Annotated in this window: 19 protein-coding genes and 1 pseudogene; 14 read left to right on the top strand and 6 right to left on the bottom strand. The window is 63.3% G+C overall.

What is annotated here, in order from left to right; all coding sequences use genetic code 11:
- Window positions 1–8 precede the first annotated feature (8 nt).
- From gatB to rho, 5 genes and pseudogenes are all read left to right on the top strand, one after another.
- Window positions 9–1,508, top strand: a complete 1,500-nt coding sequence (gene gatB, locus BMIN_RS07285; RefSeq protein WP_022861736.1) for an Asp-tRNA(Asn)/Glu-tRNA(Gln) amidotransferase subunit GatB — start codon at window positions 9–11, stop codon at window positions 1,506–1,508.
- Window positions 1,509–1,642: 134 nt separating this feature from the next.
- Window positions 1,643–2,605: pseudogene (locus BMIN_RS07280) on the top strand (GNAT family N-acetyltransferase); the annotation flags it as partial.
- Window positions 2,606–2,891: 286 nt separating this feature from the next.
- Entirely contained in the window at window positions 2,892–3,206 is a 315-nt protein-coding gene (locus BMIN_RS07275) for a DUF2469 domain-containing protein (protein WP_022861734.1), read from the top strand.
- A gap of 158 nt (window positions 3,207–3,364) precedes the next feature.
- Complete coding sequence (locus tag BMIN_RS07270; RefSeq protein WP_026647615.1) at window positions 3,365–4,963, top strand: NAD(P)/FAD-dependent oxidoreductase; 1,599 nt, start codon at window positions 3,365–3,367, stop codon at window positions 4,961–4,963.
- 328 nt (window positions 4,964–5,291) lie between these two features.
- A complete protein-coding gene (gene rho, locus BMIN_RS07265) occupies window positions 5,292–7,403 on the top strand; it encodes a transcription termination factor Rho (RefSeq protein ID WP_022861732.1) in 2,112 nt (703 codons plus the stop codon).
- Window positions 7,404–7,520: 117 nt separating this feature from the next.
- Here rho and BMIN_RS07260 read toward each other — a convergent pair whose 3' ends face one another.
- Window positions 7,521–8,747, bottom strand: coding sequence for a pyridoxal phosphate-dependent aminotransferase (locus BMIN_RS07260; RefSeq protein ID WP_022861731.1), 1,227 nt, complete (start codon window positions 8,745–8,747; stop codon window positions 7,521–7,523).
- A gap of 194 nt (window positions 8,748–8,941) precedes the next feature.
- Between BMIN_RS07260 and BMIN_RS07255 the strand changes: the two genes are divergently transcribed.
- Together BMIN_RS07255 and BMIN_RS07250 are read left to right on the top strand one after the other, a co-directional pair.
- Window positions 8,942–9,427 (top strand): Lrp/AsnC family transcriptional regulator, encoded by a 486-nt coding sequence (locus BMIN_RS07255; RefSeq protein ID WP_051126471.1) that lies wholly within the window; start codon window positions 8,942–8,944, stop codon window positions 9,425–9,427.
- A gap of 2 nt (window positions 9,428–9,429) precedes the next feature.
- A complete protein-coding gene (locus BMIN_RS07250) occupies window positions 9,430–9,828 on the top strand; it encodes a chorismate mutase (RefSeq protein ID WP_022861729.1) in 399 nt (132 codons plus the stop codon).
- A gap of 94 nt (window positions 9,829–9,922) precedes the next feature.
- On the opposite strand, the gene valS is transcribed toward BMIN_RS07250, so the two are convergent.
- The 4 genes from valS to BMIN_RS07230 form a co-directional block, all read right to left on the bottom strand.
- Window positions 9,923–12,679, bottom strand: a complete 2,757-nt coding sequence (gene valS, locus BMIN_RS07245; RefSeq protein WP_022861728.1) for a valine--tRNA ligase — start codon at window positions 12,677–12,679, stop codon at window positions 9,923–9,925.
- A 134-nt stretch (window positions 12,680–12,813) separates the two neighbouring features.
- Entirely contained in the window at window positions 12,814–14,358 is a 1,545-nt protein-coding gene (locus BMIN_RS07240; protein ID WP_022861727.1) for an ABC transporter substrate-binding protein, read from the bottom strand.
- A 10-nt stretch (window positions 14,359–14,368) separates the two neighbouring features.
- Window positions 14,369–15,058: an endonuclease III gene (gene nth / locus BMIN_RS07235; protein WP_022861726.1), complete on the bottom strand. Its 690-nt coding sequence runs from the start codon at window positions 15,056–15,058 to the stop codon at window positions 14,369–14,371.
- Window positions 15,058–15,840 (bottom strand): winged helix-turn-helix transcriptional regulator, encoded by a 783-nt coding sequence (locus tag BMIN_RS07230; RefSeq protein ID WP_081648078.1) that lies wholly within the window; start codon window positions 15,838–15,840, stop codon window positions 15,058–15,060. The genes nth and BMIN_RS07230 overlap by 1 nt, the downstream gene beginning before the upstream one ends.
- A 280-nt stretch (window positions 15,841–16,120) precedes the next feature.
- Between BMIN_RS07230 and BMIN_RS07225 the strand changes: the two genes are divergently transcribed.
- Window positions 16,121–16,339 (top strand): hypothetical protein, encoded by a 219-nt coding sequence (locus BMIN_RS07225; protein ID WP_034886348.1) that lies wholly within the window; start codon window positions 16,121–16,123, stop codon window positions 16,337–16,339.
- A 107-nt stretch (window positions 16,340–16,446) separates the two neighbouring features.
- The gene (locus BMIN_RS07220; RefSeq protein WP_156097314.1) at window positions 16,447–16,845 is read left to right on the top strand and encodes a hypothetical protein; all 399 of its coding nucleotides are present in this window, start codon (window positions 16,447–16,449) and stop codon (window positions 16,843–16,845) included.
- Between the two features lie 212 nt (window positions 16,846–17,057).
- Here BMIN_RS07220 and BMIN_RS07215 read toward each other — a convergent pair whose 3' ends face one another.
- Entirely contained in the window at window positions 17,058–17,549 is a 492-nt protein-coding gene (locus BMIN_RS07215) for an inorganic diphosphatase (protein ID WP_022861723.1), read from the bottom strand.
- A gap of 331 nt (window positions 17,550–17,880) precedes the next feature.
- On the opposite strand from BMIN_RS07215, the gene BMIN_RS07210 reads away from it, so the two are divergent.
- From BMIN_RS07210 to BMIN_RS07190, 5 genes are all read left to right on the top strand, one after another.
- Window positions 17,881–20,133 carry a hypothetical protein gene (locus tag BMIN_RS07210; RefSeq protein ID WP_051126462.1) on the top strand — a complete coding sequence of 751 codons (2,253 nt, stop codon included), beginning with the start codon at window positions 17,881–17,883 and terminating at the stop codon, window positions 20,131–20,133.
- A gap of 396 nt (window positions 20,134–20,529) precedes the next feature.
- Window positions 20,530–20,895 carry a GntR family transcriptional regulator gene (locus tag BMIN_RS07205; protein ID WP_022861720.1) on the top strand — a complete coding sequence of 122 codons (366 nt, stop codon included), beginning with the start codon at window positions 20,530–20,532 and terminating at the stop codon, window positions 20,893–20,895.
- Window positions 20,892–21,914: an ATP-binding cassette domain-containing protein gene (locus tag BMIN_RS07200; protein ID WP_022861719.1), complete on the top strand. Its 1,023-nt coding sequence runs from the start codon at window positions 20,892–20,894 to the stop codon at window positions 21,912–21,914. The genes BMIN_RS07205 and BMIN_RS07200 overlap by 4 nt, the downstream gene beginning before the upstream one ends.
- Complete coding sequence (locus BMIN_RS07195) at window positions 21,911–22,705, top strand: hypothetical protein (RefSeq protein WP_152595237.1); 795 nt, start codon at window positions 21,911–21,913, stop codon at window positions 22,703–22,705. The genes BMIN_RS07200 and BMIN_RS07195 overlap by 4 nt, the downstream gene beginning before the upstream one ends.
- A 655-nt stretch (window positions 22,706–23,360) precedes the next feature.
- A partial coding sequence (locus tag BMIN_RS07190) for an IS30 family transposase (protein ID WP_238565646.1) occupies window positions 23,361–24,500 on the top strand: 1,140 nt, incomplete at its 3' end.

The raw sequence follows: 24,500 nt of genomic DNA, 5'->3' as shown, positions 1-24,500 counted from the left end.
AAGAAACCATGACTGACAAACTCATGAAGTATGCCGATGCCGTCGCCAGATTCGACCCGGTTTTCGGCTTGGAAACGCACGTCGAGCTCAGCACGAACACGAAGCTGTTCTGCCCCGCGCACATCGAGTTCGGAGGGGATCCCAACACCCAGCTCACCCCGGTGAGCCTGGGACTGCCCGGATCCCTGCCCGTGGTCAACGCGACCGCCATCGACTACGCCATCAAGCTCGGCCTCGCACTGCACTGCCGGATCGCCGAATGGAGCCAGTTCGCCCGCAAGAACTACTTCTATCCGGATATGCCGCGCGACTATCAGATCTCGCAGTACGACAAGCCGCTCAACGGCGAAGGCTACCTTGACGTCGAACTCGAGGACGGCACCGTTTTCCGTGTGCCGATCGAACGGGCCCATGTGGAGGACGACGCGGGCAAGAACACGCACGTCGGCGGGGCGGATGGACGCATCGAAGGCGCCGACCACTCGCTGGTGGACTACAATCGCGCCGGAGTCCCCCTGATCGAGATCGTGACCAAGCCGATCGAGGGGGCGGGGGCTCGGGCTCCCGAGATCGCCGGCGCCTACATGCGCGCGATTCGCGACATCGTCCGCGCCCTCAACATCTCCGAGGCGCGCATGGAGCACGGCAACATGCGCGCGGACGTCAACGTCTCGCTTCGCCGTTCCCCGTCCGATCCGCTGGGCACGCGTTCGGAGACGAAGAACGTGAACTCCTTCCGCGGAATCGAGCGCACGCTGCACTATGAGATCCGTCGGCAGGCGGCGCTGCTCGACGCCGGCGGCGAGGTGCTTCAGGAGACCCGGCACTGGGACGAGGCGAGCCAGAGCACGGCGGGCGGACGCGTCAAATCCGACGCGGACGATTACCGTTACTTCCCCGATCCCGATCTGGTCATGGTCCATGTGACCAAGGAACACATCCAGAAGTTGGCGACCCAGATGCCCGAGATGCCGCGTGAACGTCGCCGCCGTCTTCAGGCGGAATGGGGATTCAACGACATCGAGATGCGCGACGTCATCAACGCCGACGCCCTTGATCTGGTCGAAGCCACGGTCAGCGCGGGAGCGGGTGCCGCGGGAGCCAGGAAATGGTGGCTTGGCGAGCTCTCGCGGGAGGCCAATGCGCGGGGCGTCTCCTTGGAGGAACTGCCCATCACCCCGGCCGACGTGGCGGAGGTCGAAAGGCTTATCGCCGACGGGAAGCTCAACGACAAGCTCGCCAAGCAGACGGTTTCGGGAGTGTTGGCCGGCGAGGGCACGCCCGGTGACGTCGTGGCGCGGCATGGCTACCAGATAGTGTCGGACGACGGTGCCCTCGAGGCCGCGGTGGATGCCGCGATGGCGGACAATCCCGACATCGTCGACAAGCTCAGGTCCGGGAACATGAAGCCCATGGGCGCCATCATCGGAGCGGTGATGAAGGCCACGCGTGGGCAGGCCGATGCGAAGGCCGTGAGCAAGCTCGTGATGCAGCGCATATCGCGTTGACGCGGGTTGACTCGCATGTATGGCCGTGCCCTTTCACGGAGGGGTCACGGCCATCGCACTGCCCATTCCCAGCCGGGGCGAGTACGATGTAGTGGTTAGGGAACAATCAGCGCCGTCAGTGAGGAATGTTGCGAATGGCTGTTGAAGTCGAATCTCCAGCGGATGCCGAATCGTCGAGGAGCCTACCGGAGCGAATCGAGATTCCGGGTATTCGGGGGGAGATGCTCCGCCTGCGTCCTGCCGTTGCCGGCGATCTGTCGATCCTCGATGATCTCGACGCCTTCTACAACGCGTCGGGAATCACCGGGAAGGGGCCCGTCGCCGAAAGGGCCATCGTCCGTGAGTGGGTCCGTCGCTCGATCGAATGGTCGCAGGGCGTGTCCGGCGGAACGTCCCGGTTCGGGGACGCCGAGGCCAGGCGCACGATGGCATGGTCGATACTCACGTCGCAGGATTCTGCCTCATCGGGGGAATCGCAGGAAGCCCGTGAGATGGGTGTCATCGGCATGATCTTTCTCATCGACATCGACGGATGGTCGAGATCCGCCAGGATTCAGGTCGTTCTGGGCAGGGACTTTCGCGGCCGTGGGTATTCGCGTGACGCGATGCCCCGCGTGATGACGTACGGCTTCGCCCCGGAGCCGGTGGGTCTGGGTCTCCATCGCATCTGGGTGGGGGTTCCGGAGAAGAACACGCGATCCCTGTCGGTCTATCAGTCGCTGGGCTTCGTCCCCTCCGGGACGTCCCGTGACGCCCTGTGGGACGCGGAGACCGGGAAGTACCAGGATCTCATCGTGATGGACACCCTGGTGGACGAGTATGATCCGATCCGCTCCCTGGACGCCTTCGGCATGCATGTGATCGAGGACAACCCCGGCGTGAGGGAGGCCATGTGCGCCCATGAGCATTCGATGGCGATAAGCCGTGAGGACGTGCGCGCGTCCTCCAAGGAGAATGCGACGGACCTGTCGACCCCTGCCAAGGCCGTCCCGACGGATAACGCGGATAACGCGGATAACTCCGATGGCTCCGATTCTGCTCCTTCGGCCAAGGACCATGCGCCCCATGGCCGTGACGGACATGATGGCGAGAAGGAGCGGACCGCCTCAGGGAACCGGCACGGCCGTCATAATGGAGAGCCGCGTGACGGACGGTCGCTTGACGGGCGGTCGCATGACGGGCGGTCGCATGACGGAGAGAAGCGTGGTGGGCCGGTGGGCTCCCCGGAGGCGTCCCCGACGGGCGCGGCGTCCCCGACCGCCGCGGATGAGCAGGATGGCGGTACGGGGACATGGCCGTATCGCGACTCGTCGGCCAAGCGTTCCGAGGGGGCGTGGTGGCGCAATCTCGGACGCGGGCGCAGGCGCGACACGGGAGGACATGATGAGCGCTGAGGATCTGGATAACTACGAGACGGATGCGGAGCTGGCCCTGTACAAGGAGTACCGCGACGTCATCAAGCTGTTCACCTATGTGGTCGAGACCGAACGACGCTTCTATCTCGCCAACAAGGTGGATTTCAACGTTCGTTCGGCGGGTCAGGACGTGTACTTCGACGTCCAGCTCACCGACGCCTGGGTATGGGACGTCTATCGGTCGTCGCGATTCGTCAAGAACGTGAGGATCGTGACATTCAAGGACGTCAACGTGGAAGAGGTTCAGAAAACGGACATCGACATCCCCGAAACCATCGATTGATGATCTTTCGGCCGGATGCCCGTTGGACGTTCCGGCACGTCGCCCGGCCGATGGCTGCGGCGTTAATCGTGGAAATTTGGGATGGGTACGCTCATGGGCGATGGCTTCGGGGGGTATCCGACTAGAATGGTGCCGATTGCCTGGCATTGGAGGTCAGCGTGGAGAAAAAACAATCGGTCGTGGTCATCGGGGGAGGCCCCGCAGGTCTAACCGCGGCATGGGAGCTCGCCCGTGATGGCGGCCTGGAGCGATATGACGTCACCGTTCTTGAGGAGACGGCGGAGTTCGGAGGCATCTCCAGAACGGTCCGTCACAACGGCAACCGCATGGACATCGGAGGACATCGTTTCTTCTCCAAGGACGACCGGATCATGGACTGGTGGAAGGAGGTCCTGCCGCTGCAGGGCGCTCCGTCATACGACGACCGGAAACTCGGTCGCCACCATGATCTTGAGCCGGGCGGTCCCGACCCGGAGAAGACCGACAAGGTGATGCTCAAGCGCCACCGGGTGTCGCGCATCTTCTGGAACCACCATATGTTCGACTACCCCATCTCCCTGTCCATGAACACGCTGCGCGCCCTGGGCTTCAGGCTGACGATGGTGGCCGGGTTCAGCTATCTCAAATCGATATTCCACAAGCTTCCCGAGGACAACCTCGAGAACTTCTACATCAACCGTTTCGGGCGCAAGCTCTATTCGATGTTCTTCGAGGGGTACACCGAGAAGCTCTGGGGCCGGCATCCGCGCGAGATCTCGGCCGACTGGGGCGCGCAGCGGGTCAAGGGGCTGAGCATCATCGCCGTTCTGAAGAACGCCTTCGCGAAGCTCCTTCCCAAGAAGCGCGACTCGCGCGAGGTCGAGACCTCCCTGATCGAGGAGTTCTGGTATCCCAAGCTTGGTCCCGGACAACTGTGGGAGACGGTGGAGGGCAACTGCGTCGAGGCGGGCATCACCGTGCTCACCGACGCCCGCGTGGTGGCGCTCAACCAGAGCGATGGCCGCATCTCCTCGGTCGTCTATCGTGACTCCTCGGGAGCGGAGACGACGATCGAAGCCGATCAGGTCATCTCGTCCATGCCGTTGAAGGATCTGGTGAACGCGATCGACGAATCGGACACGCCGGCCCCTCGGGACATGACGATGGTGGCCAATGGCCTGCCCTATCGCGATTTCGTGACCATCGGACTGCTCGTCAAGCATCTGCGTCTGCGAAACACCACCGACATCCCCACACTCGGCGATCCTCCGATCGTTCCGGATTGCTGGATCTACGTCCAGGATCCGGGGTACAAGGTCGGACGCATCCAGGTGTTCAACAACTGGAGCCCGTATCTGGTCAAGGACGTCGACGGCACCGTCTGGATCGGTCTCGAGTATTTCTGTGACGAGGGCGACGACTTCTGGACCATGGGCGACGAGGACGCCACGGCCTTCGCGATTCGCGAGCTGACGAAGATGCGGATCATCAACGGACCGCAGGATGTCCTCGACTCGCACCGTGAACGCGTCAAGAAGGCCTATCCGGCGTATTTCGACACCTACGCGCGAATGCCGGAGCTGGTGCGGTATCTGGATTCCTTCGGCAACCTTTATTGCGTGGGCCGCAACGGCCAGCATCATTACAACAATCAGGATCATTCCATGGCGACCGCCATGGAGGCCGTGAAAAACATCAGAACCGGGGAGACGTCGAAGGACAACGTCTGGTCGGTCAACACGGAGAAGTCCTATCACGAGGAGAAAGCGGCCGACTGATCGGCTGGGCCATGGACGCGTGCCATGGATATGGGCGGCCGGGACGATGCGATGCGCATCACCCGGCCGTTGTCGTTTCAGCCGTTGTCACTCCAAGGACAGTTGTCATTCCAAGGACAATAGGAAGGACAATGGGCGGCGAGGAGGTGCCGGATCCCGCCGGCCGGTGCGGCGTGTTGCGCAGGTCGGAGGTCGGGTGTAGGGTGAACACCGTTCGACGTGGTGTGATTCCCAAAGTCGGGCGTTCGTGAGCGGCATAGTCCGCATCTTCGTTATCAAGGCCTACCGGCGGTGTGCGCTGGAGTGGGGCCAAGGAGAGGCAAAACCAGTGGCAACAAGCCAGAATCTTGAAGAAATGAAGCTTCCTGAGCTCAGGGAGCTCGCCCGCCAGATGGGACTTCGGGGAACATCGACCATGCGTAAGCCCGCCCTCGTGCAGACGCTCCAGGCGGCGCGCAGCGGTGGACAGGCTCCCCAAGGGGTCACCGTCATCGCGCGCTCGTCCGGGCAGGAGCCGTCGACGCCGGCCAGGGCCGCCGCGGCAGCGCGCACGGGAAACAAAGACGCGGAGAACAAAGACGCTGGAGACAAGGGCGCGGAGCCAACCGCACACGCCCCGTCGCAGCGTGCGTCATCGAAGGCCGCCCCATCGGACGCTCCATCGTCGGATTCCGAGCGGCCCGCCGCCGCGTCGGCCGCCGCGTTGGCCATCGCATCATCGATTAAGGCGGCGCAGTCCAATCCGTTCGAGTCGTCTTCCGTCAAGCATGTCCCGGATTCCCCGTCCGCGGCTTCGGGGCATGGCGGATCTCGGTCCACCGGTGCGTCGAAGCGCTCCTCGGATGCGACCGCCGCGCCCAACGAGGACTCGGGTACTGCGGGTGCGGGAGCGGACGAGCCTCCCATGCGTCTGCGGCGTCGTGACACGCGTGGCCCGGAGAGCGGTGAGCCCCGTCGCCGTCGTCGTCGGGAGAGCCGCGACGCCCAGCCCGAGGTCCGTGATCTGAGCGATATCCTTGCGGCGCTTCCCGAGGAGGGCGAGGAGTACTCATCGTCGGAGAAGACCGAGCATGAGAGCGTCCGTCGCGGGCGTGCCAGTGGGGAACGCGATCGTGCGGGGCGCGACCGTTCGATGACGACGGACCGTCGTCAGCGCCGTCGTGGACGCGACAGGGGAAACGAGCAGGAGGACGCCGATTCGGAGACGCGCAGCGAGCGCCGCGAGGAATGGCGTGACAACCGCCGCGAGGACCATAAGGATGATCGTCGCGATCAGATTCGTGAGGATTCATCGGATTCCGGCGTCCCCGTCGCGGGCATCGTCGATGTTCTGGACTCCTATGCCTTCGTCCGGACCTCGGGATATCTCCCCGGCCCCAATGACGTCTACGTGTCCATGGGGCAGGTCCGTAAGTATGGGCTGCGCAAGGGCGACGCCGTCCAGGGGTCGATTCGCACGCCGCGTGAGGGCGATCGTCGCAATCAGAGGCAGAAGTTCGTTCCGCTGCAGTCCATCGACACCATCAACGGCATGAGCGTCGAGGACGCGTCGCGACGCCCGCAGTTCTCCAAGCTGACCCCGCTGTATCCGCAGGAGCGTCTCAAGCAGGAGACGACGCCCAACCGCATCACAGGCCGGCTCATCGACATCGTGTCCCCCATCGGCAAGGGGCAGCGTGGGCTGATCGTGTCGCCGCCGAAGGCCGGCAAGACCATCACTCTGCAGAACATCGCGAACTCCATCGCCGTCAACAATCCCGAGGTCCATCTGATGGTGGTTCTCGTGGATGAGCGTCCCGAAGAGGTCACGGACATGGAGCGCACGGTCCAGGGGGAGGTCATCTCGTCGACCTTCGATCGGCCCGCGTCGGACCACACCATGGTCGCCGAGCTTGCCATCGAACGCGCCAAAAGGCTTGTGGAGCTGGGACAGGACGTCGTGGTGCTTCTGGATTCCATGACGCGTCTGGCGCGTGCCTACAACATCGCCGCTCCCGCTTCGGGCCGCATCCTCTCCGGAGGCGTGGACGCCCAGGCCCTGTATCCTCCCAAGAAGTTCTTCGGAGCCGCCCGCAACATCGAGAATGGTGGTTCGCTGACGATTATCGCCTCCGCCTTGGTGGAGACGGGATCGAAGATGGACGAGGTCATTTTCGAGGAGTTCAAGGGCACCGGCAATATGGAGCTGCGACTGAGCCGTGATCTGGCTGACAAGCGCCTGTTCCCGGCCATCGACGTCAATGCGTCGGGTACGCGTCGTGAGGAGCTTATCACTCCGAAGGCCGCGCTTCCCATCATCTATCGTCTGCGTCGTCTGATGGGTGGCATGGAGCCCGAGCAGGCCTATCAGGTGCTGGTTCCCCGTCTTAAGAAGACGGCCACGAACCATGATTTCCTTGCCGCCATCGTGCAGCAGAGCAATCTGTCGAACAACGGCTGACAGTATCCCATGAATCGGCCGCCATCATGGAGCGTCGCATCTCCGTGATGGCGGCCGTGGCATATGCCGATTCGATCGGATCATGCCGTCGTGGCGCATGGCGCATGCCGTCATGCGTCATGCCGTCATGCCGAGGGCGTCCTCGTCCATGGCGTCCGGGACTTGATGGGAGGCGTGCTCCTCGGCGAATCGCGTCAGCCTGTCCATGGCCTCGTGGAGCTCGTGTTCGTCCCCCGCGTACGACACTCGGATGAAGCCTGCTCCTTCCCTGCCGAAAGCCGTTCCCGGGACCACGGCGACCGCGCGCTCGTCAAGCAGTCTTCCGCTGAACGTCTCGCTGTCCATTCCGGTCGCGCGTATGTCGATGAACGCATAGAAGGCGCCCTCTGCGGGAACGAGGCCCAATGAGGGGGTGCGTCCGACGGTCCGGGTGATGAGGGCGCGGCTGCGTTCGTATTCGGCCCTCATCTCGCCGATGGCGTCGTCGCATCCGTTCAGGGCGGCCGTGCCGGCGTACTGAGCCATCGAATTGACCGATGAATGCATGAGCTCGGCGATTTTGCTGGTCTGTTCGATGATGGTCTTCGGAGCCAGAATATAGCCGATGCGCCATCCGGTCATCGCGAAGGTCTTCGAAAGGCTGTCCACGATGATGGTCCTCTCGCGCATCCCCCTCGCCGCAGCTATCGAGGGGGCCGTGGGCATGCCGGGGACGAAGCTGAAGCGATGGTAGACCTCGTCGCTTATGGCCCATATCCCGTGCCGTAGGCACACCTCGGCCACGTCCTCGAGCTCCCTCGCGCTGGTGACCGCCCCGGTGGGGTTGCCGGGGGAGTTGATGATGATGGCGCGGGTACGGTCCGTCACGGCGTTCTCGATATCCGCGGCGTTGAGGTGCATATCGCGGCGAGGATCGAGGGCCACCATCCGGGGGACGCCTCCACACATCAGAACCTCGGCCTCGTACGATGAGAAGAACGGTGACGGGATGATGACCTCGTCACCGGGGTCGACTACCGCCTTCAGCGCCAGAAACAGGCCTATCGTGGCGCCTTCCACCGCCTGGATCTCCGTGGACGGGTCGTAGGCCAATCCCTTGACGCGGGCGGTGTAGTCGGACGCCGCGCGCCTGAACGCGTCAATGCCCAGAATATTGGTGTAGGTGGTGTGTCCGACCCTGATGGCCGCGCACGCCGCGTCGACCGCATGATCGGGGGCGGTGTGGCGTGGTTCGCCCACGCAGAGTGATATGGCGCCGGGAACCCTGTCCGCTCGGTCGAAGACGTCCCGGATTCCGGAACGGGGTATGGACTGGGCGTGACGGGCGGGTGCGAATGGGCGCATAACGATTCCTTCGAAAATATAATTGCTGTTCTTGTAAATTACCATAATAATTACTGATACTTCTTCTGTTAACAACAGTATTTCTCTCAATGAACGGCGATATCGAAGGCATGGGGTCGGATGCGGACATGGCCGCGTCCGCCGGATGATGCTCGTGAGCCGGGATGGAAGCCTCGACGGACTATGGTGGAACCATGGCAGAAAAGCAGTCACGCCGTGCGGGGCGGCGCGAGACTCCGGCGTCCGTGGGGGTTCTGGACGACACCGATGCGCTGTTGGTCGATTCGTTGGAGAGGGATGGACGCGCCACGCTGTCCCGGCTGGCCGAGCTTACGGGGTTGTCCGTGTCGGCGGTGCAGTCGCGCGTCCGTCGGTTGGAGGAGCATGGCGTCATCACCGGATACAAGGCGATCGTCGACGCGGAGCTGCGCGGGCTCCCTTTGGGGGCCTTCGTTTCGGTCACTCCGCTGGATTATTCACGTGAGGAGAAGATCCCCGAGGTTCTCAGCCATGTGGACGGGGTGACGGCATGCTATTCGGTGGCCGGCTCTCAGAGCTTCATTCTTCGCGTCCGCGTCGCGTCCCCCGGTAAGCTGGAGGAGCTGCTTAACAGGATCCATCGGGAGGTTCCCGTGTCGACCGAGAGCTCGGTGATCCTTCAGACCTATTTTGAGAGGTGACAATGCCTGGTGCGAATGATTCGGAGGATGGCTGGCGGGACACCACCATCGACGCCTCCGCGGTGGAGGGGGATCCGGAACGAGCCGCTGCGGTGCAGGGTATAGAGCGCATCCGCCAGTCCATCGACAACATCGATTCGGCGATTATCTCCCTGCTGGCGGAGCGTTTCAAATGCACGTCCCAGGTCGGTGTGCTCAAGGCTCGCGCCGGTTTCGCCCCTGAGGACCATCAGCGTGAGGATCACCAGATGAAACGGCTCGCCCGCATCGCCATCGACGCCGGATTGGATCCGCAGATCGCGCAGATGTATCGGGAGTTCGTGGTCACCGAGGCCAAGAAGCGTCATGAGCGCATAGCCCAAGCTGGAGGAGACCCGGGAGTCCTCGACATCTGGGCATAGAACATCCGGGCGTAGAAACGGACGGCCCCGGCCGCGGCGGATCGTCACCGCCGAGGCCGGGGCCGTTGCTCGGAACCGCTGCCGTCCTTCTGAATTAGCGCCGCTTCGCGGGAGGTTCGCCGAGTTCGAAGTCTCCGACCGTCACGGTGACGTCGGAATCCGATCCGTCGGCCTGCGGAGCGTCGACGGGCGTCGTCGTCGATTCGACGACGGCGATCGGTCCCGTCACTCGGCCCGCCTCGCTGATGTCGGGAAGCGTCGCGCGGACCGCCGTGGCGGCCTCGCTGGACGCATGCAGGGTGGCGCTCAGAATCGGGGTTTTCATCGAGACCTTGGCCTCGGACTTCAGTCTCCGCAGGGCAGCCAGAGCCTCGCCGGCATACCGGAGGATCCGGGGGTCGGCTCCGTGGCAGGCCTTGGCATACATGTCGGCTGACGGCCATGGAGCACGATGGACCGATCCCTCGCCCGAATGCATCCACGACCACACCTCCTCCGTGGCGTAGGGCAGGAACGGCGCCAGCAGTCTGGCGAACGCGTCGAGGACCAGACCGAGTGTGGTGCGGGCAGAGAGAATGGCCGCCTCTCTCGGGATCGCGCCCGTCGAGTCCGCCGTCCCGTAGGCCCTGTTCTTCGCCAGTTCGATGTAGTCGTCGCAGAACTCCCAGAAGAAGGTCTCGATCGTTTCCAGGGCCTTCGAGTGCTCATAGGATTCGAGGCTGTCGGTGGCCTCCCGGATCACCTCGGAAAGACGCGCGAGCACGGCGCGGTCAAGAACCTCGGTGACGTCCGTGGCGTCCCATGACGTCTGCGAGGGTTGACCGACATGATGGTTCTCGTCCTCGCGGCCGATGGCCAGCGCGAACTTCGTGGCGTTGAGCAGCTTGATCGCCAGACGGCGACCGATCTTCATCTGGCCCTCGTCGTAGGTCGCGTCCAGTCCCAGCCTCGCCGAGGCCGCCCAATATCGCACGGCGTCGGCGCCGAACTGGCGGATCGGCTTGTCGGGGACGACCACATTGCCCTTCGACTTCGACATCTTCTTATGGTCGGGGTCGAGAATCCACCCCGACAATGCGGCGTGCGCCCACGGAAGGCTGTGGTTCTCCAGATGGGCCCTGTCCACGGAGCTGAACAGCCAGGTGCGGATGATGTCCTGCCCCTGCGGACGCAGATCCATGGGGAACGTCGCGGAGAACAGCGCCCTGCTGTCCTCGTCGGGCTCTTCCCAATGGGTCACGATCTGGGGGGTCAGGGACGACGTCGCCCACGTGTCCATGATGTCGGATTCGGCGGTGAAGCCGCCGGGCTGGTCGCGCTGGGACTCGTCATAGCCCGCCGGAACGTCGATGGAGGGGTCGATGGGAAGAATCGATTCGTCCGGAGTGATGGGATGCGCATAGTCCGTCTCGCCATCCGAGTCGACGGGATACCACAGCGGGAACGGGACGCCGAAGAAGCGCTGCCGGGAGATGAGCCAGTCGCCGTTGAGTCCGTGGACCCAGTTCTCGTAGCGCACGCGCATGAAGTCGGGGTGGAACTCCAACTCCTTGCCGCGCGCGATGAGCTCGGCGTTGAGGCGTTCGTCCGTGCCGCCGTTGCGCAGGTACCACTGGCGCGACGTCACGATCTCCAGAGGCTTGTCGCCCTTCTCGTAGAAGTTCGTCATGCGCTTCGTGGGACGGGGCTCGCCGTCGAGGTCGCCGGACTCCCGGAGGTGGTCAACGACGATCTTGCGCGCGGAGAAGGTGGTCTTGCCTTCGATCTCCTCGAAGGCCGACCGTCCCGCCGCGTCCTCGATCCACTCGGGGACGGACATGACGATGCGTCCGTTGCGCTGGATGATGGGACGGGTGGGGAGCTTGAGATCGCGCCACCATTCGACGTCGGTCACATCCCCGAAGGTGCAGCACATCGCGATTCCCGCGCCCTTGTCCATCTCCGCCGCCGGGTGCGCCAGAATCGGGACCCGCACGTTGAAGAGGGGCGAGACGACCTCCTTGCCGAACAGCGCCGTGTACCGCTCGTCCTCGGGATTGGCGATAAGCGAGGTGCATGCCGCGAGGAGTTCGGGGCGCGTCGTCTCGATGTACAGGGGGGTGCCGTCGTCGAAGTGGAAGGCGATTCGATGGTAGAAGCCGGGATACTCGCGGCTTTCCAGCTCGGCCTGGGCCACCGCGGTCTGGAAGGTCACGTCCCACAGTCCGGGCGCGTCCTTCTGATAGGCCTCGCCACGGGCGAGATTGCGCAGAAACGCCTTCTGGGCGACCCGCTGTGGGTGCTCGCCGATGGTATGGTACGTCTGCGACCAGTCGATGGAGAGCCCCAGAGACTTCCACAGGGCCTCGAACTGCTTCTCGTCCTGCGCCGTCAGGCGCTCGCACAGCTCGATGAAGTTCCGCCTGCTGATCGGCACCTGATCACGCGCCTCGATCTTCTTTCCATCCGTCCCCTCGAAGGGGGGCACGAAGTCGGGGTCGTACTTCAATGAGGTGTCGACGCGCACGCCGTAGTAGTTCTGCACGCGGCGTTCGGTGGGCAGCCCGTTGTCGTCCCATCCCATCGGATAGAAGACGTCGTATCCGCGCATGCGCTTGTACCGTGCGATCACGTCGGTATGGGTGTAGGAGAAGACGTGCCCCACATGGAGATGCCCCGACACCGTCGGAGGCGGGGTGTCGATCGAGTAGACGGCCTTGCGGTCGCGCGTGTTCCGGAAACGGTAGACTCCGGAGGTCTCCCACGTGTCGCGCCATTTGTCTTCGAGTCCGTCGACTCCGACCTTGTCCGGCAATGGGGTCAGATGAGCGGATATGGCGGATATGGAGGTGTCCTTGCCCTGTTCAGTCATATCGGCAAGTCTAGAAACCCGCGGTGACAACCGGCATGGGCGGGATGCCGGGTTCCGATCGCCGTGCCTCAGGTGTGGGGGAGGGAATAGCGCCTGACGCCGCCGTCGCTTCCCACGGTGCCGATGGCGGCGTCCTAGTCCTGAGTGAGTCCGGCGAGGTCGATCCGGTCGTCCGTCATGTTTCTGGGGTATCCCGTCACGCCCGTCCGCGTCGCTACGACGTTCTTCCGTGTGTAGAGCCAGGCGCAGGGCGCATCCTTGCTGATGGTGGACGCGAGCTTCCTGAGATCCGTCTCGTAGGCGTCCTCGCTGGTGGCCGTGGAGGTGCTGGCGTAGAGCCTCTGGACTTCGGAGTTCTCATAATGGTATATGTCGTCCGTCGTCGCGAACCGCGAGAGATCGTCGGTCCCGTCGTCCCTGACAAGCGCCATGGAGAAGTCCCCCGCCGCCAGCTGATCGGCCATCTTCGCATCGGGGACGACGCGCATGCTGATCGCGTACCGCCCGTTCTGCTTGAGCTGGTCGACGATTGTCGTTCCCAGGGCGGAATAGCTTTTGGGAACGAGGAACACCGCCGGTTTCGAAAAATACGAGGTGCCGTAGAAGGTCATCATGGATTGCGCCTTGGCGACATCGTGGGGGAAAAGCCCCGTGAGATCCTCGTATCCGGGTTCCAACGGGCTGATCGGGCCGCCCAGCGCGGAGTCGGCGTCGTCGGCCCGCGACTTGACGATGGCCTTCGTGTCGATCAGTCGCCGGGTGGCGGAGCGGACGAGGGAGTCCGAGAACGGCGATTCGGTGTCCATGTTGAAGGCGACCAGCACCTTGGAGGTCGTCGCCCCGCTGACGACGGTGACATCGGACAGCGAATCGAGACGATGCGACGACACGGTCGGGGAGGGGAGCGCCATCTGGACGACGTTCTTGTCGAGAGAATCGAGCAACGCGTCGTCGTCCGCGTAGTACCTCAGCGTGATCTGCGACGTCTCGCTGCCCGTGCCCCAATAGTGCTTGTTGCGCTGAAGCGTGATCGACGACCCCTTTTCGAAGTCGCTGACGGCAAAGGGGCCGGAACCAACGGCCGTCGTGGCGTGGTCGTAGGTGGCCTCCTTGTCATAGACGATTCCCACAGGGGTCGATAGCGTGCGCAGAAGCGTCGGATCCGGGGTCGATAGTGTCAGGGACACCGTTGTGGCGTCGTCAGCGCTGACGGACGACAGCGCGGAGAGCTTGTCATAGCCCGCGTAATGGTTGGTGAGCGCGGCTTGCAGGGACCACACCACATCGGCCGAATCCAGAACATGTTCGTTGGAGAAGCGCAGGTCGGAGCGTAGATGGAACGTGTACGTCAGCGCGTCCTGCGAGACCGTCCACGATGACGCGAGCCCTGGGGCGATGGTGTTCGACTGCGTCCGGGTCGTCAGCGTCTCGTAGACGTTGCCTAGAAGCACGCGGGACGCCTGTTCATTGTCGTTCTTGCGGAGGTCGAGCGACTGGGGCGAGTCGATCAGACCGACCGACATCGTGGAATACGGCCTCAGCTGCGAGACGAAGGACGTCGTTATCCGTCCGGAAAGCGTTCCCCATCCCACCCATAGAAGGGAGAACAGTGCGACGGCTACGGATAGGAAGATCGCCCAGCGGCGGATTCCGTCATGTGTGGTGTGTCGAGCTCCCATAGGCACGAGTCTAGGCCCGAGCGGGTATTTTCCCCCGTGTCGCGGCGGCGTAAGGGCAGGTGGACGCCAGGGGGCATTCCCCGCATGACGGTGTGCGCGCATGGCACAGCTCGCGGCCGAGAAGGATCAGACGATGGGAGAGATTCGTCCATTCCTCCGGGGGAAACACCTCGGTTATCTCCTTTTCTATCGACACCGGATCCGGGGACGCCGATTTCCAGTCCGTCCTCCACCGGAGCCGTCCCGTCACGCGCGTCACATGCGTGTCGACGGGGAATCCCGGGATTCCGAAGGCGTTGCCCAGAACGACGTTCGCCGTTTTGCGGCCCACTCCGGGGAGGGACGTCAGATCCGCCATGCTGTCAGGGACGACTCCATGGAACCGCGTCGTCATGATCCCGGCCATGGCCTGAAGGTTCCGCGCCTTCGTATGATAGAAGCCCAGGGGGTGGATGATGTCCTCCACGTCCTCGGGTTTGGCGCGCCACAGGTCCTGGGCGGAGGGAAATCGGGAGAACAGGAGTGGCGTCACGGTGTTGACCCGGCGGTCGGTCGTCTGCGCGCTGAGCATGGTGGCCACCAGCAGCTCGAACGGCGTGGTGAAGTCCAGAGCGCAACGGGGTGCCGGGAACATGGAACACAGAATCGCGTATTCGTCGTGCATGCGGCCGATGCGCGCGCCGCGGCTTTCGCGAGGCATCAGGGACGGTCGTCGGAGGGCGTGGTGCGCTCGGAACGAGTGGAATCGGCTTCGAGCGGGCTCGCGTCCTCGGTTCGGGGAAGCGTGTCGGCGCGATCCTCGTTCGGCGGATCGAACCGGTACCCCACATTGCGGACCGTGCCGATCAGATGCTCATACTCCCCGCCCAGCTTGGCGCGCAGTCGTCTGACATGGACGTCGACCGTTCTGGTGCCGCCGTAATAGTCGTATCCCCATACCTCCTGAAGAAGCTGAGCGCGGGTGAACACCCGGCCGGGATGCTGGACGAGGTACTTCAGCAGTTCGAACTCCTTGAACGCCAGATCGATGGGGCGACCGTGAAGACTTGCAGTGTAGCCCTTCGTGTCCACCACCAGCTCGCCGGACCGGATCTGTCCGTCCTCGACCTCGACGCCGTCCTCCGTGGAGGATCGGGACACCACCGCCGGCGAATTTCCCCTTTCCGACACAAGCCGCAGCCTTCCCTCCACCTCGGCGGGGGAGGCGTTGGCCACCACAACGTCGGCGATCCCCCATTGGGAGTTGACGACGGTGAATCCTCCCTCCGTGAGAACGAGGACGATGGGTGTGGACAGTCCCGTGGCATGGATCAGCCTGCACAGTGTTTTCGCGGTGGCCAGATCGTCCCGGGCGTCGAGGAACAGGATGGTGTTCTCGGGCATCTTCACGAGACTCGCTGCGTCCATAGGCAGCACGCGTACGCGGTGGGACAGCAGAGCGAGTGAGGGAAGCACAGATGCAGGATCCCCCGCATACGTCATCAACGTCAGATCGGTCACGTCGCATGCCTCCATCACGGGATGGTTAATTGAGAACAAACTATATGACATTCCGGTTGCGAACAGATGTCATGATCCGTTTTCGACGGTCGTGACAATTCTATCCGTGGGTTCTGGACACCACGTCCGCCCGGGGTGGGGCTACATTTAGACAAGAGCGGGTTTGGACGCGGGCGGGATGTGGCCGCGGCCGTGCGATGATGCTCGGGTGGTGAGCTTGGTGCGTGTGCCGTGGATCTGCCGCGGCGGGAAGGTGTTGTATATGGGATCCGAGATGGCGAAGACGCGGCGCTCCCCGGTGCGGTTGGGGATATCCATGGTCGCGCTTCAGTGCGTTGTGGTCGGTGCGTTGTCCGTCGCCGCGCTGGCGGGTTCCCGTCCCTATGGCGCCGTGTCCGCCATCGTGGTGGTTCTGTGCGGGGCCGAGGGATTTTCTTCGTGTTCTGCCCGCTGCGGGCAACGGTTCTTGACCGGGTCCTGAGTGCCGTGGCGGGGGCGGCGTCGTTGTGCGCCGCGTGGTTCTCCGTGGCGGTTCGAATGTCTGATCGGACGCGCGGTTATCCGATCGTCGTGGTCCATGGTGATGTGATGTCGAGGTATGGTCTATGGGCCGTTGCGGTCGTCGCTCTTATGGTTCTGACGGTGGTCGTTGCCTTCGCCCGTCAGATGCTTCGGGAGCAACGGTCGTATCTGGTCCGTTCGCTCTCCCATGCGATTCTCGGCACCGTCGCGTGCGTGGGTGCCGCGGGATGGCTTTTTCTCCCGGCCTTCATCGACCTTGTCTCCTCGCTGGCATGGTCGGTTGTCGCGGTTTCTGCTTTTCTGGTCGTCGTTCTCATCATCCAGGCCGTGTTGTCGCTGGTGTGGTGGTCGGATTCGGATCCTGATCCCTCCGCGCGGTCGCCCTGGTTGGGAACGGCTCTGATACCCGTGTTCGTGAGCGGATATCTTGTTTTTCTTGTGGTCTTCGTGATGTCGCTGATGTGATGTCGCTGTGTGATGGCGTTTCTGGGATTCGCTCGTACTGATCCCGTCACGTCCGCCGCGTCTTCCGCGTCTTCCGCGTTCGTCACGTGGATCCCATGCGATCGTGGCACGGAACCATCGGAATCCGGCCATAATCATGGTGATTCCGATGGTTCCGGAGGCCGTTCTCTGGAGTTCTTCTACTTCTGGGATTCCCCTATCCTGGGATTCCTCTACTTGGATTCCTCGAGGCGTTTGCGAGAGGCGACGATCTGCTTCTCGGCCTCGTCGACGCCCGCCCAGTAGTCGCCGGGCTGAACCTCCTTGCCGGGCTCCAGGGCCTTGTACTGCTCGAAGAAGTGCTTGATCTCGGCCTTGTGGAAGGAGCTCACGTCATCGACGTCCTTGATGTCGTCGAAGCGGACGTCCGCGGGGACGCACAGAACCTTGTCGTCGCCGCCGGCCTCGTCGACCATATGGTACAGGCCGACTGCGCGGCACTCGACGACGCAGCCGGGGAACACCGAGTTCGGGATCATCACGAGCGCGTCGAGCGGGTCGCCGTCCTCGCCGAGCGTTCCATCGATGTACCCATAGTCGTCCGGGTATCCCATCGACGTGAACAGCGTCCGGTCCAGAAAGACGCGTCCCGTCTCGTGGTCCACTTCGTATTTGTTCTTGGAGCCGCGGGGAATCTCCACAACGACGTTGAAGGTTTCAGCCATGTCACTCTCCTTGGATGTGGTTGAGAATAATCCGTTTCACACCTTACCGCTATGGGGCCCGTAGCGCTCGCGGAACATCGGATTTCCTCATCGCGGATGGCTCTTCGAGGAGCCGGACCATCGGGCCATCGGGTTCCCTTTCCCCGGAGATTTCCGTTCCGCAGTCCCGCCCCACGGGTCACCCCTTTAGACGCTGCCGGGAGCCGCGGGTTCCTCCGCGTCGGAGCATTTGACCACATGGCCGGTAATTCTCTTCGCTGCGCCGCAGCACGTGGGACGCTCGTCGATGACCTTCGACCTTTTGAAGGAACCGTTGCGAAAGGATGGAAAGATGTATGTGCATATGAAGCGTGTGGTGGCCATTGTTCTGGCGGCCTCACTGGCGTTGACGGCGGCCGTTGCCGGAGTGTGGGGGGCGGCAGCAGCCGAATCGGAGACATTGACGTCCACGCTGCTCGACGAGGACTATTCGTTGAAGCATGTCGTGAATGGGAACAATCTGTTTCTCGGGGTGATCGGGACGGATTCCCGGGGACGGAAGTATTACTGCGTCCAAACGTCCCGGATCGCCGACTTCAGGATCACCGGATCATCGCCGATCACGGGGGCTGACGCGGCTCGGCTGGCGTGGCTGCTCGACAGGTACTCGGACAGCAGGGACGCGCGGATCCATGCGGCGCTGGCGCTTCTCGCCCATGATCACCATGATGAGGATCCCGCGGAATGGCGGGTCGACCGCCAGGCGCTGATGCAGCGATATCCCGATGTGGAGGGCCGAGCGCGGTCGTTGTGGGATGAATCGGAATCCCTGGCTCCCATGACGGTCGCCGTGCGCAACGAGTACGATGATGCGTCCCGATTGGGAAGGGTCGTGGTTTCGGTGAAGAACGTCAACGGGGGAGAGATCGCCGGTGTTCCTTATCGTCTGTCCATGGACGGGGAGGCGGCGTTTGATGCGGGCGGATCTTCTCTGACGGACGTCAGCGGGCGCTCCGATGGCCATCGATGGGTGGCGCGGGGCCGGGGCGGGGTTTCGGTCTCCGTCGTGGTTGAGACGCGTCGACTCGACAGGGTCCTGAGCGCCCAGAATCTCGTCAGGGTCGGTGGAGCGGCCTCGATCTCGGCGGCGACGCGGTTTGAGGTGCGCAGGGATTTCGTTCCCACCATAGCCACCGTCGTCCCTCGCAGGGTTATGGACATCGGCGCCGAGGCGGTCGACATGGTCACCGCCGATGTGGCGGATGGGGAGGGCGCCTGGAAGCCCGGACTGCGCCTCGACGCCCGGGGGTGGTTCTTCGACGGCCTGTCGGCCGACGCGGCGGACGAGGAAATCCGGCCCGATGCCGGTGGGGACGCGGCGGCTTTTCTGGAGCGGCTTGCGGATCGGGGGCTTCGTCCGTCGGCGTACGCGACGGCGTCGTTCACCGCTCCGGGGCAGACCGTCGAGGCGCATGCGCTGACGTCGCCTGATGGGGGAGAGGTCTACCGAACCGCCCGGCCGGGGATCGGCACGTGGGTGTGGGCCTTCAGCCGTGAATCCCTCAGCAGGGAGGCGCGTGAATACGTGCTCAAGGACGTGGTGTCCCCGTTCATGGACCAGGCGGAGACCGTGTCCGTTCGCTCGACGGTGCAGGTCGAATCGGTGGTGACCGAGCATACCGCGCTGCAGGGTGCCGAACTGGGGGACACCATCACCGTCGCAGGCTTCCCCGATGACCATGGTGATTTTTCCGGCGATGCCTCCTTGGGGCTCAGAGCGGACAATCCCCATGCCACGGTCAGCGTCTGGTGGGCCGGCGACGGCGAGAATCATGCCAACGACGAACGATATCGGCCCGAGGGCGACGACGTGCCGCAGGAGGACGCGAACCATCGTCTGGTGGGTACATGGACGTATGCGGCGCGCAACGGGGTCATCCGTGTCGGTGGAGGAGCGCCGGACGCCGATGGCAGGGCCGTGACGATCACCGCGCGGGATCCGGGGTGGTACGTGTTCGTGTGGAGTTTCACGGGCGACGATCGGGTCGCTCCTGCGTCAAGCTCATACGGGGATGCATGGGAACGGGTTCGCGTATGGCCCGCCCCCGAATCCCCGGACATCTCTGAGCCCATTGGGATCGTCACGTCGGTGGAGCCGGATCTTGTCTATGTGGGGGAGTTCTTCCATGATCGCGCGACGGTGACCGGTGACGTCCCTGATGGTGCCACCGTCGAGTTCACCGCCTATGAGGCGGTGGACGACGGAGCCGAACCGGGGCGTTCAGGGAAACTTCTTGATGCGGCTGCGGCCCCGATCCGCTGCGAGGATGATAACGGTGGCTGCGCGGCCGTCAGTCCACAGGTGCGATCATCCCGGGAGGGGCTGGTCTATTGGAGAGCGGCCGTGGTATCGAAGGATGGCGATGTCCTCGCATCCCATGATCTTGGTGCTCCCGGCGAAGTGGTCACGGTGAGGCGGAAGACCGAGAATCCGGTGCTCGCCAAGACCGGGTCCTCTATATCCGCAGTGGCGGCCGTGGTCGTGGTCATGGGCTTTCTGGGCGTAGCCGTTCTGGTGATGGTCATCCGCACTCGCCAAAGATGATGTCGGACGATGCCGGGGAGGGGACTCCGTTCCCGTGCTTGCGAGGATGCTTCTGCGGTCGTGACGCTGACCCGGCATAAAGCGGGCGAGGGTGTCGATACCAATGCCATGGGCTCCGGATTCGCCATGGATCCGGGGACCCATGGCATTCGTCGGAGACCCAAGCGACACGCTGGGCGTCCATGCCTTCAGTCCTATGTCCGGCAAGGTGGTATGGTTAATTACATGACTAATTAACCAACTAACGGATGGACGTCCGGATGCATGGCGTGCATTCCATACGTGGTGGCCATACGGTCGTGCGGAAGCGCCGCTGCCGTCGATCGGATTGCGTCGTCGATCGGATTGTGTTGTCGTTCGGATCGGTTGGTTGGTCATGTGCCGAAAGGACGTCCCATGGATTTCACCGAGCAGAGCGGGGTGGCGCTCTACCTGCAGGTCGCGGATCAGCTGGAGGAGCTCATCATCAGCGGTTCCGCGCCCGAAGGAGATCGCGTCCCCTCGACCACGGAGATATCCACGACCTATCGCATCAATCCGGCGACGGTGCTCAAGGGCATGGGCCTTCTGGTATCGCAGGGATATCTCGAGAAGCGTCGGGGCGTGGGCATGTTCGTCACGCCCGGAGCGCGTGAGAGGCTCGTCGAATCCCGTCGGAAGGACTTCCTCGCCCGGGCCGTCCCCGATCTCGTCGCACAGGCGCACGATCTGGGCATCACCACGGATGGCCTGATCCAAGCAATCGAAGGAGCCTCATCATGACCACACTCAGCGTTGACCATCTGCGAAAGCGATACGGCGGCACGACCTGCTTGGATGACGTCAGCATGACGTTCGAGGGTCCGGGGATTCGCGCGTTGCTCGGACGCAACGGCGCGGGAAAGTCGACGCTGCTCAACATCGCCGCCAACCGGGCCTTCGCCGATTCGGGATCGATTCTTCTTGACGGCGAAAACGTGACGGAGAACGAGGCCGCCCAGGACCGGATCGTCCTGATGAGCGAGGACAACCTGTTCCCCTCGTCCATGAGGATGCGCGACATCGAGACCAACGTCAGGCGCTTCGCCGGTACCTTCGACTCCGATCTGGCGTCCACGATGGCCGAGGTCCTCGATCTGGACCGCTCCATGAGGTTCTCGGCGATGTCGACGGGACAGCGAACAGTCGCCAAACTCATCGTCGCTCTAGCGTCGCCGGCCGATGTGGTCATTCTCGATGAGCCCGTTCTGGGTCTGGACGCGACGAACCGTGATGAGTTCTCGCGGATACTCATGGACACCTATGCTCGCCGTCCAAGGCTGATCGTCGTCTCCACCCATCTCATCGAGGAGATCTCCACGCTGGTGGAAAGCGCCGTGATCATCGACCACGGACGTCTTGTCGCCTCCGGAAGCGTCGAGGAGCTGGAAACCATGGTCTGGAAGGTCTCGGGACCGGAACGTTCGGTCGATGAGGCCGTGGGGCGTCGTCGCGTGCTGCGCACGGAGAGGCTGGCATCGTCGGTGACCGCCTATGTCGTGGGGCGTCCGCAGGCGGATGCGCCGAACGTGCGCGTGTCCGCATTGGGGCTGCAGGAGACGTTCGTCGAGCTGACCCGTCGTCACGTCACGGTTTCGAGCGAAGGGTTGACGGCCGCATCGCGTGACGCCTCCGGGCAGGGCGGAGGCGATTCGTCGAACGGCCTCGCGCAGTCGCATCCCGCGCAGTCATATCCCAGTCAGTCGCATCCCATCGCCGACCATTCCGCGGCATCCCATTCACCGAACGGAAAGGACCTATGATGACCAACGTGAGCGCGCGCCACCTATCGGCGGCACTGATATATCAGCTATCGTGGCGGATGAAGTTCCTGGGGATCTATCTGGTGTTCTACCTTATCTTCTCCATCGGCATCCCGTTGACGATTGCCGTGGTCGGCACCGGGGGGACCACCGACGGATATGTGGACGTCATGACTCCGGCGATCATCTTCAGCGGAACCGTCGCCATGATCGGCAGTAAGTTGGATTTCCGGTTCCTGCTGTTCAATGGACTCACGCGCACCATGATGTTTCTCTGTTCAGTCATCGTGCTGGTGGTGGCGTCAGCGGCAACCACCGCGGTCGTCGTGGCGTCCCGTCTTCTCCTGTCCGTCGGAAGCCTGCCGATACGGAGTGGGTCGCTTGTCGCCGACCAGTATGCGGCCGGAAGCGTTCCCACGGCGTCGGCGGCGTCGGCGCTTCATGGGACGGGCGTCGCGGTGATGACCCTGGTGGTTTTCCTGCTCGTCATGGTCGTGTCCTCCTTCATGGGCGTTCTGATGACCCGGTTGGGCAGGCGCGGCCGTCTGACCTTCGGAGCCCTGGTGTTCCTGGTGCCCACGCTGGTGGGGTTTCTCCTCAGTCGTGTGGATACGCGTTCTCTTCTTCGATGGCTGCGCGACTTCGGCGAGGCGTTCCTGGGAATCCGATCCGATGGCGCGCTCGATTTCAGGCCTCTTTCCATGACGCTTCTTGCCGTGGCCTTCCTGTTCATGGCATTGGCATGGCTGGTGGGCCGGCGGCGCGGAGTGGACCGCGTCGTGCAGAAGTAGTCCCGGCGGTCGCCGCCGCGTCGTGTCGCTTATGTGCCTGAGGGAATCAAACACGGGAATCAAACACCGGAATCAACACCGGGAACAACCCACGAGCATGTGGCCGTGACGGTCTGGCGGCGCATGGGTGACACGCCGCCAGTGCGGGACACGGGGTTCCGAGCGTCGATTGGGAGTGTGAGAAGCATCACGGGAAGCGTCACAGGAAGCGTCACAGGAAGCGTCGCGGGAAGCGGCGCCATCGGGTGCAGAACGGTTCGGCGTCAGCGGATGGGTGCGGGAGAATACCTCGTAGACAACCTCATGCAGTCCTGTCAGGTCGAATGTGTCATGCCGTGATCATGGCGGATTCCTCGAATCGTGCGGGTGAAGTGCGGGTGCAGTGCGGCTGATCTGCATGGCCGTGCACCGAATATGACGTCGTCGTGTAGCGTATCTTATGTTACGACACGCCGATGGAATAAGTCATATGGACTTCCGCATGAGGTGCAGTATCGTCCTGATAGCCCAAGGATTCCGTCATGGCTGTAGCAGTGTCGCCAACGGTCTCATGTTTTTAAGATCACAAGCATTACCTGAGTTCTAGTTAGAAGTGCAACACCGCTTATGGTTGGGATTGCTGATGTTCCGACCTTTGGGAGGTGCTGCACTCACTATGAAAGCTTATACGCATGTGACCGGGGGTGAGCGGATCAGGATTGAGATGCTGCGTTTCGGGGATCATGAGACGATCCGGCAGGTGGCCCGCCAGCTGCATCGTTCCGCCTCCACGATCAGCCGGGAGCTCAGGCGTGGCCTGTGGTTCGCGTCCAACGAGAACGAGTCGTACCGGCCCTACCATCCCGGGCGGTTGAAGACGGGGGCGTGGACGGCTGGCCCGTTCTATTCGGCGTTGACCGCGCGGCGCAAGGCCGAGGCACGTTCGCGCAGGCCGAGGAAGCCCAGGCGCATGATGGACGCGCGCCTGCACGCGTGGGTGGCGGACGCGTTGACGCGTGGCTGGACGCCCGAGCTGATCGAGGGCCGGCTGAAACCGGAGTATCCGGCTGACCCGTCGATGCGGATCAGCCACGAGTGCCTCTACCAGTGGATCCACCAGGGGCATGCGGACGGCGAGGACTGGCGGCGCTACCTGCCCCGGGCCAAACGCCACCGCACCAGACGGGCGGGCCGCAGGGCCGGGCGTGTGACGATCCCGATGCGCGTGCCACTCGCCCTGCGTCCCAGGGTCGTGGACCACCGAGGTTCGTTCGGCCACTACGAATCCGACACGGTCATCGGTTCGGCTCCCTCGAAGCGGTGCGTCGACACGCGGGTCGAACGCAAAACCAGAAAGCTGTTCGCCCGCCTCATCGAATCCAAAAGCGCGCCGGCGACCGCCAGGGCCGAATACGCGATCTACAGCCGCATCCCCGCAGCGGCGCGCATCGACCGGACCTGGGACAACGGGTCCGAATCCGCGTTGCACCGGCTCGTGGACGAGGCCCTGGGCATGCTCACCTACTACGCCGACCCATACTCGCCCTGGCAGCGCGCCAGCAACGGGAACCGCAACGGCATGATCCGCCGCTACCTGCCCGAACACGCCAGCCTGAAGAACCTGACCCAGACCGAACTCGACGACATCGTCACCGAGATCAACGACACCCCCATGAAGCTCCTGGACTACCACACGCCCAACGAAGCATGGCAAGAGGAAATATCCGAACTCGGCCTATCATCAAACCAGACCAGCCAACAAGCYTTTCCCCGTGGTCTCACCGTCAGCCCCGAGGTGTCGGAATGCATCCTGAAT

Source organism: Bifidobacterium minimum, from assembly GCF_000741645.1.
GTDB classification, from domain to species: domain Bacteria; phylum Actinomycetota; class Actinomycetes; order Actinomycetales; family Bifidobacteriaceae; genus Bifidobacterium; species Bifidobacterium minimum.
This window is presented reverse-complemented; position numbering and strand designations above follow the sequence as displayed.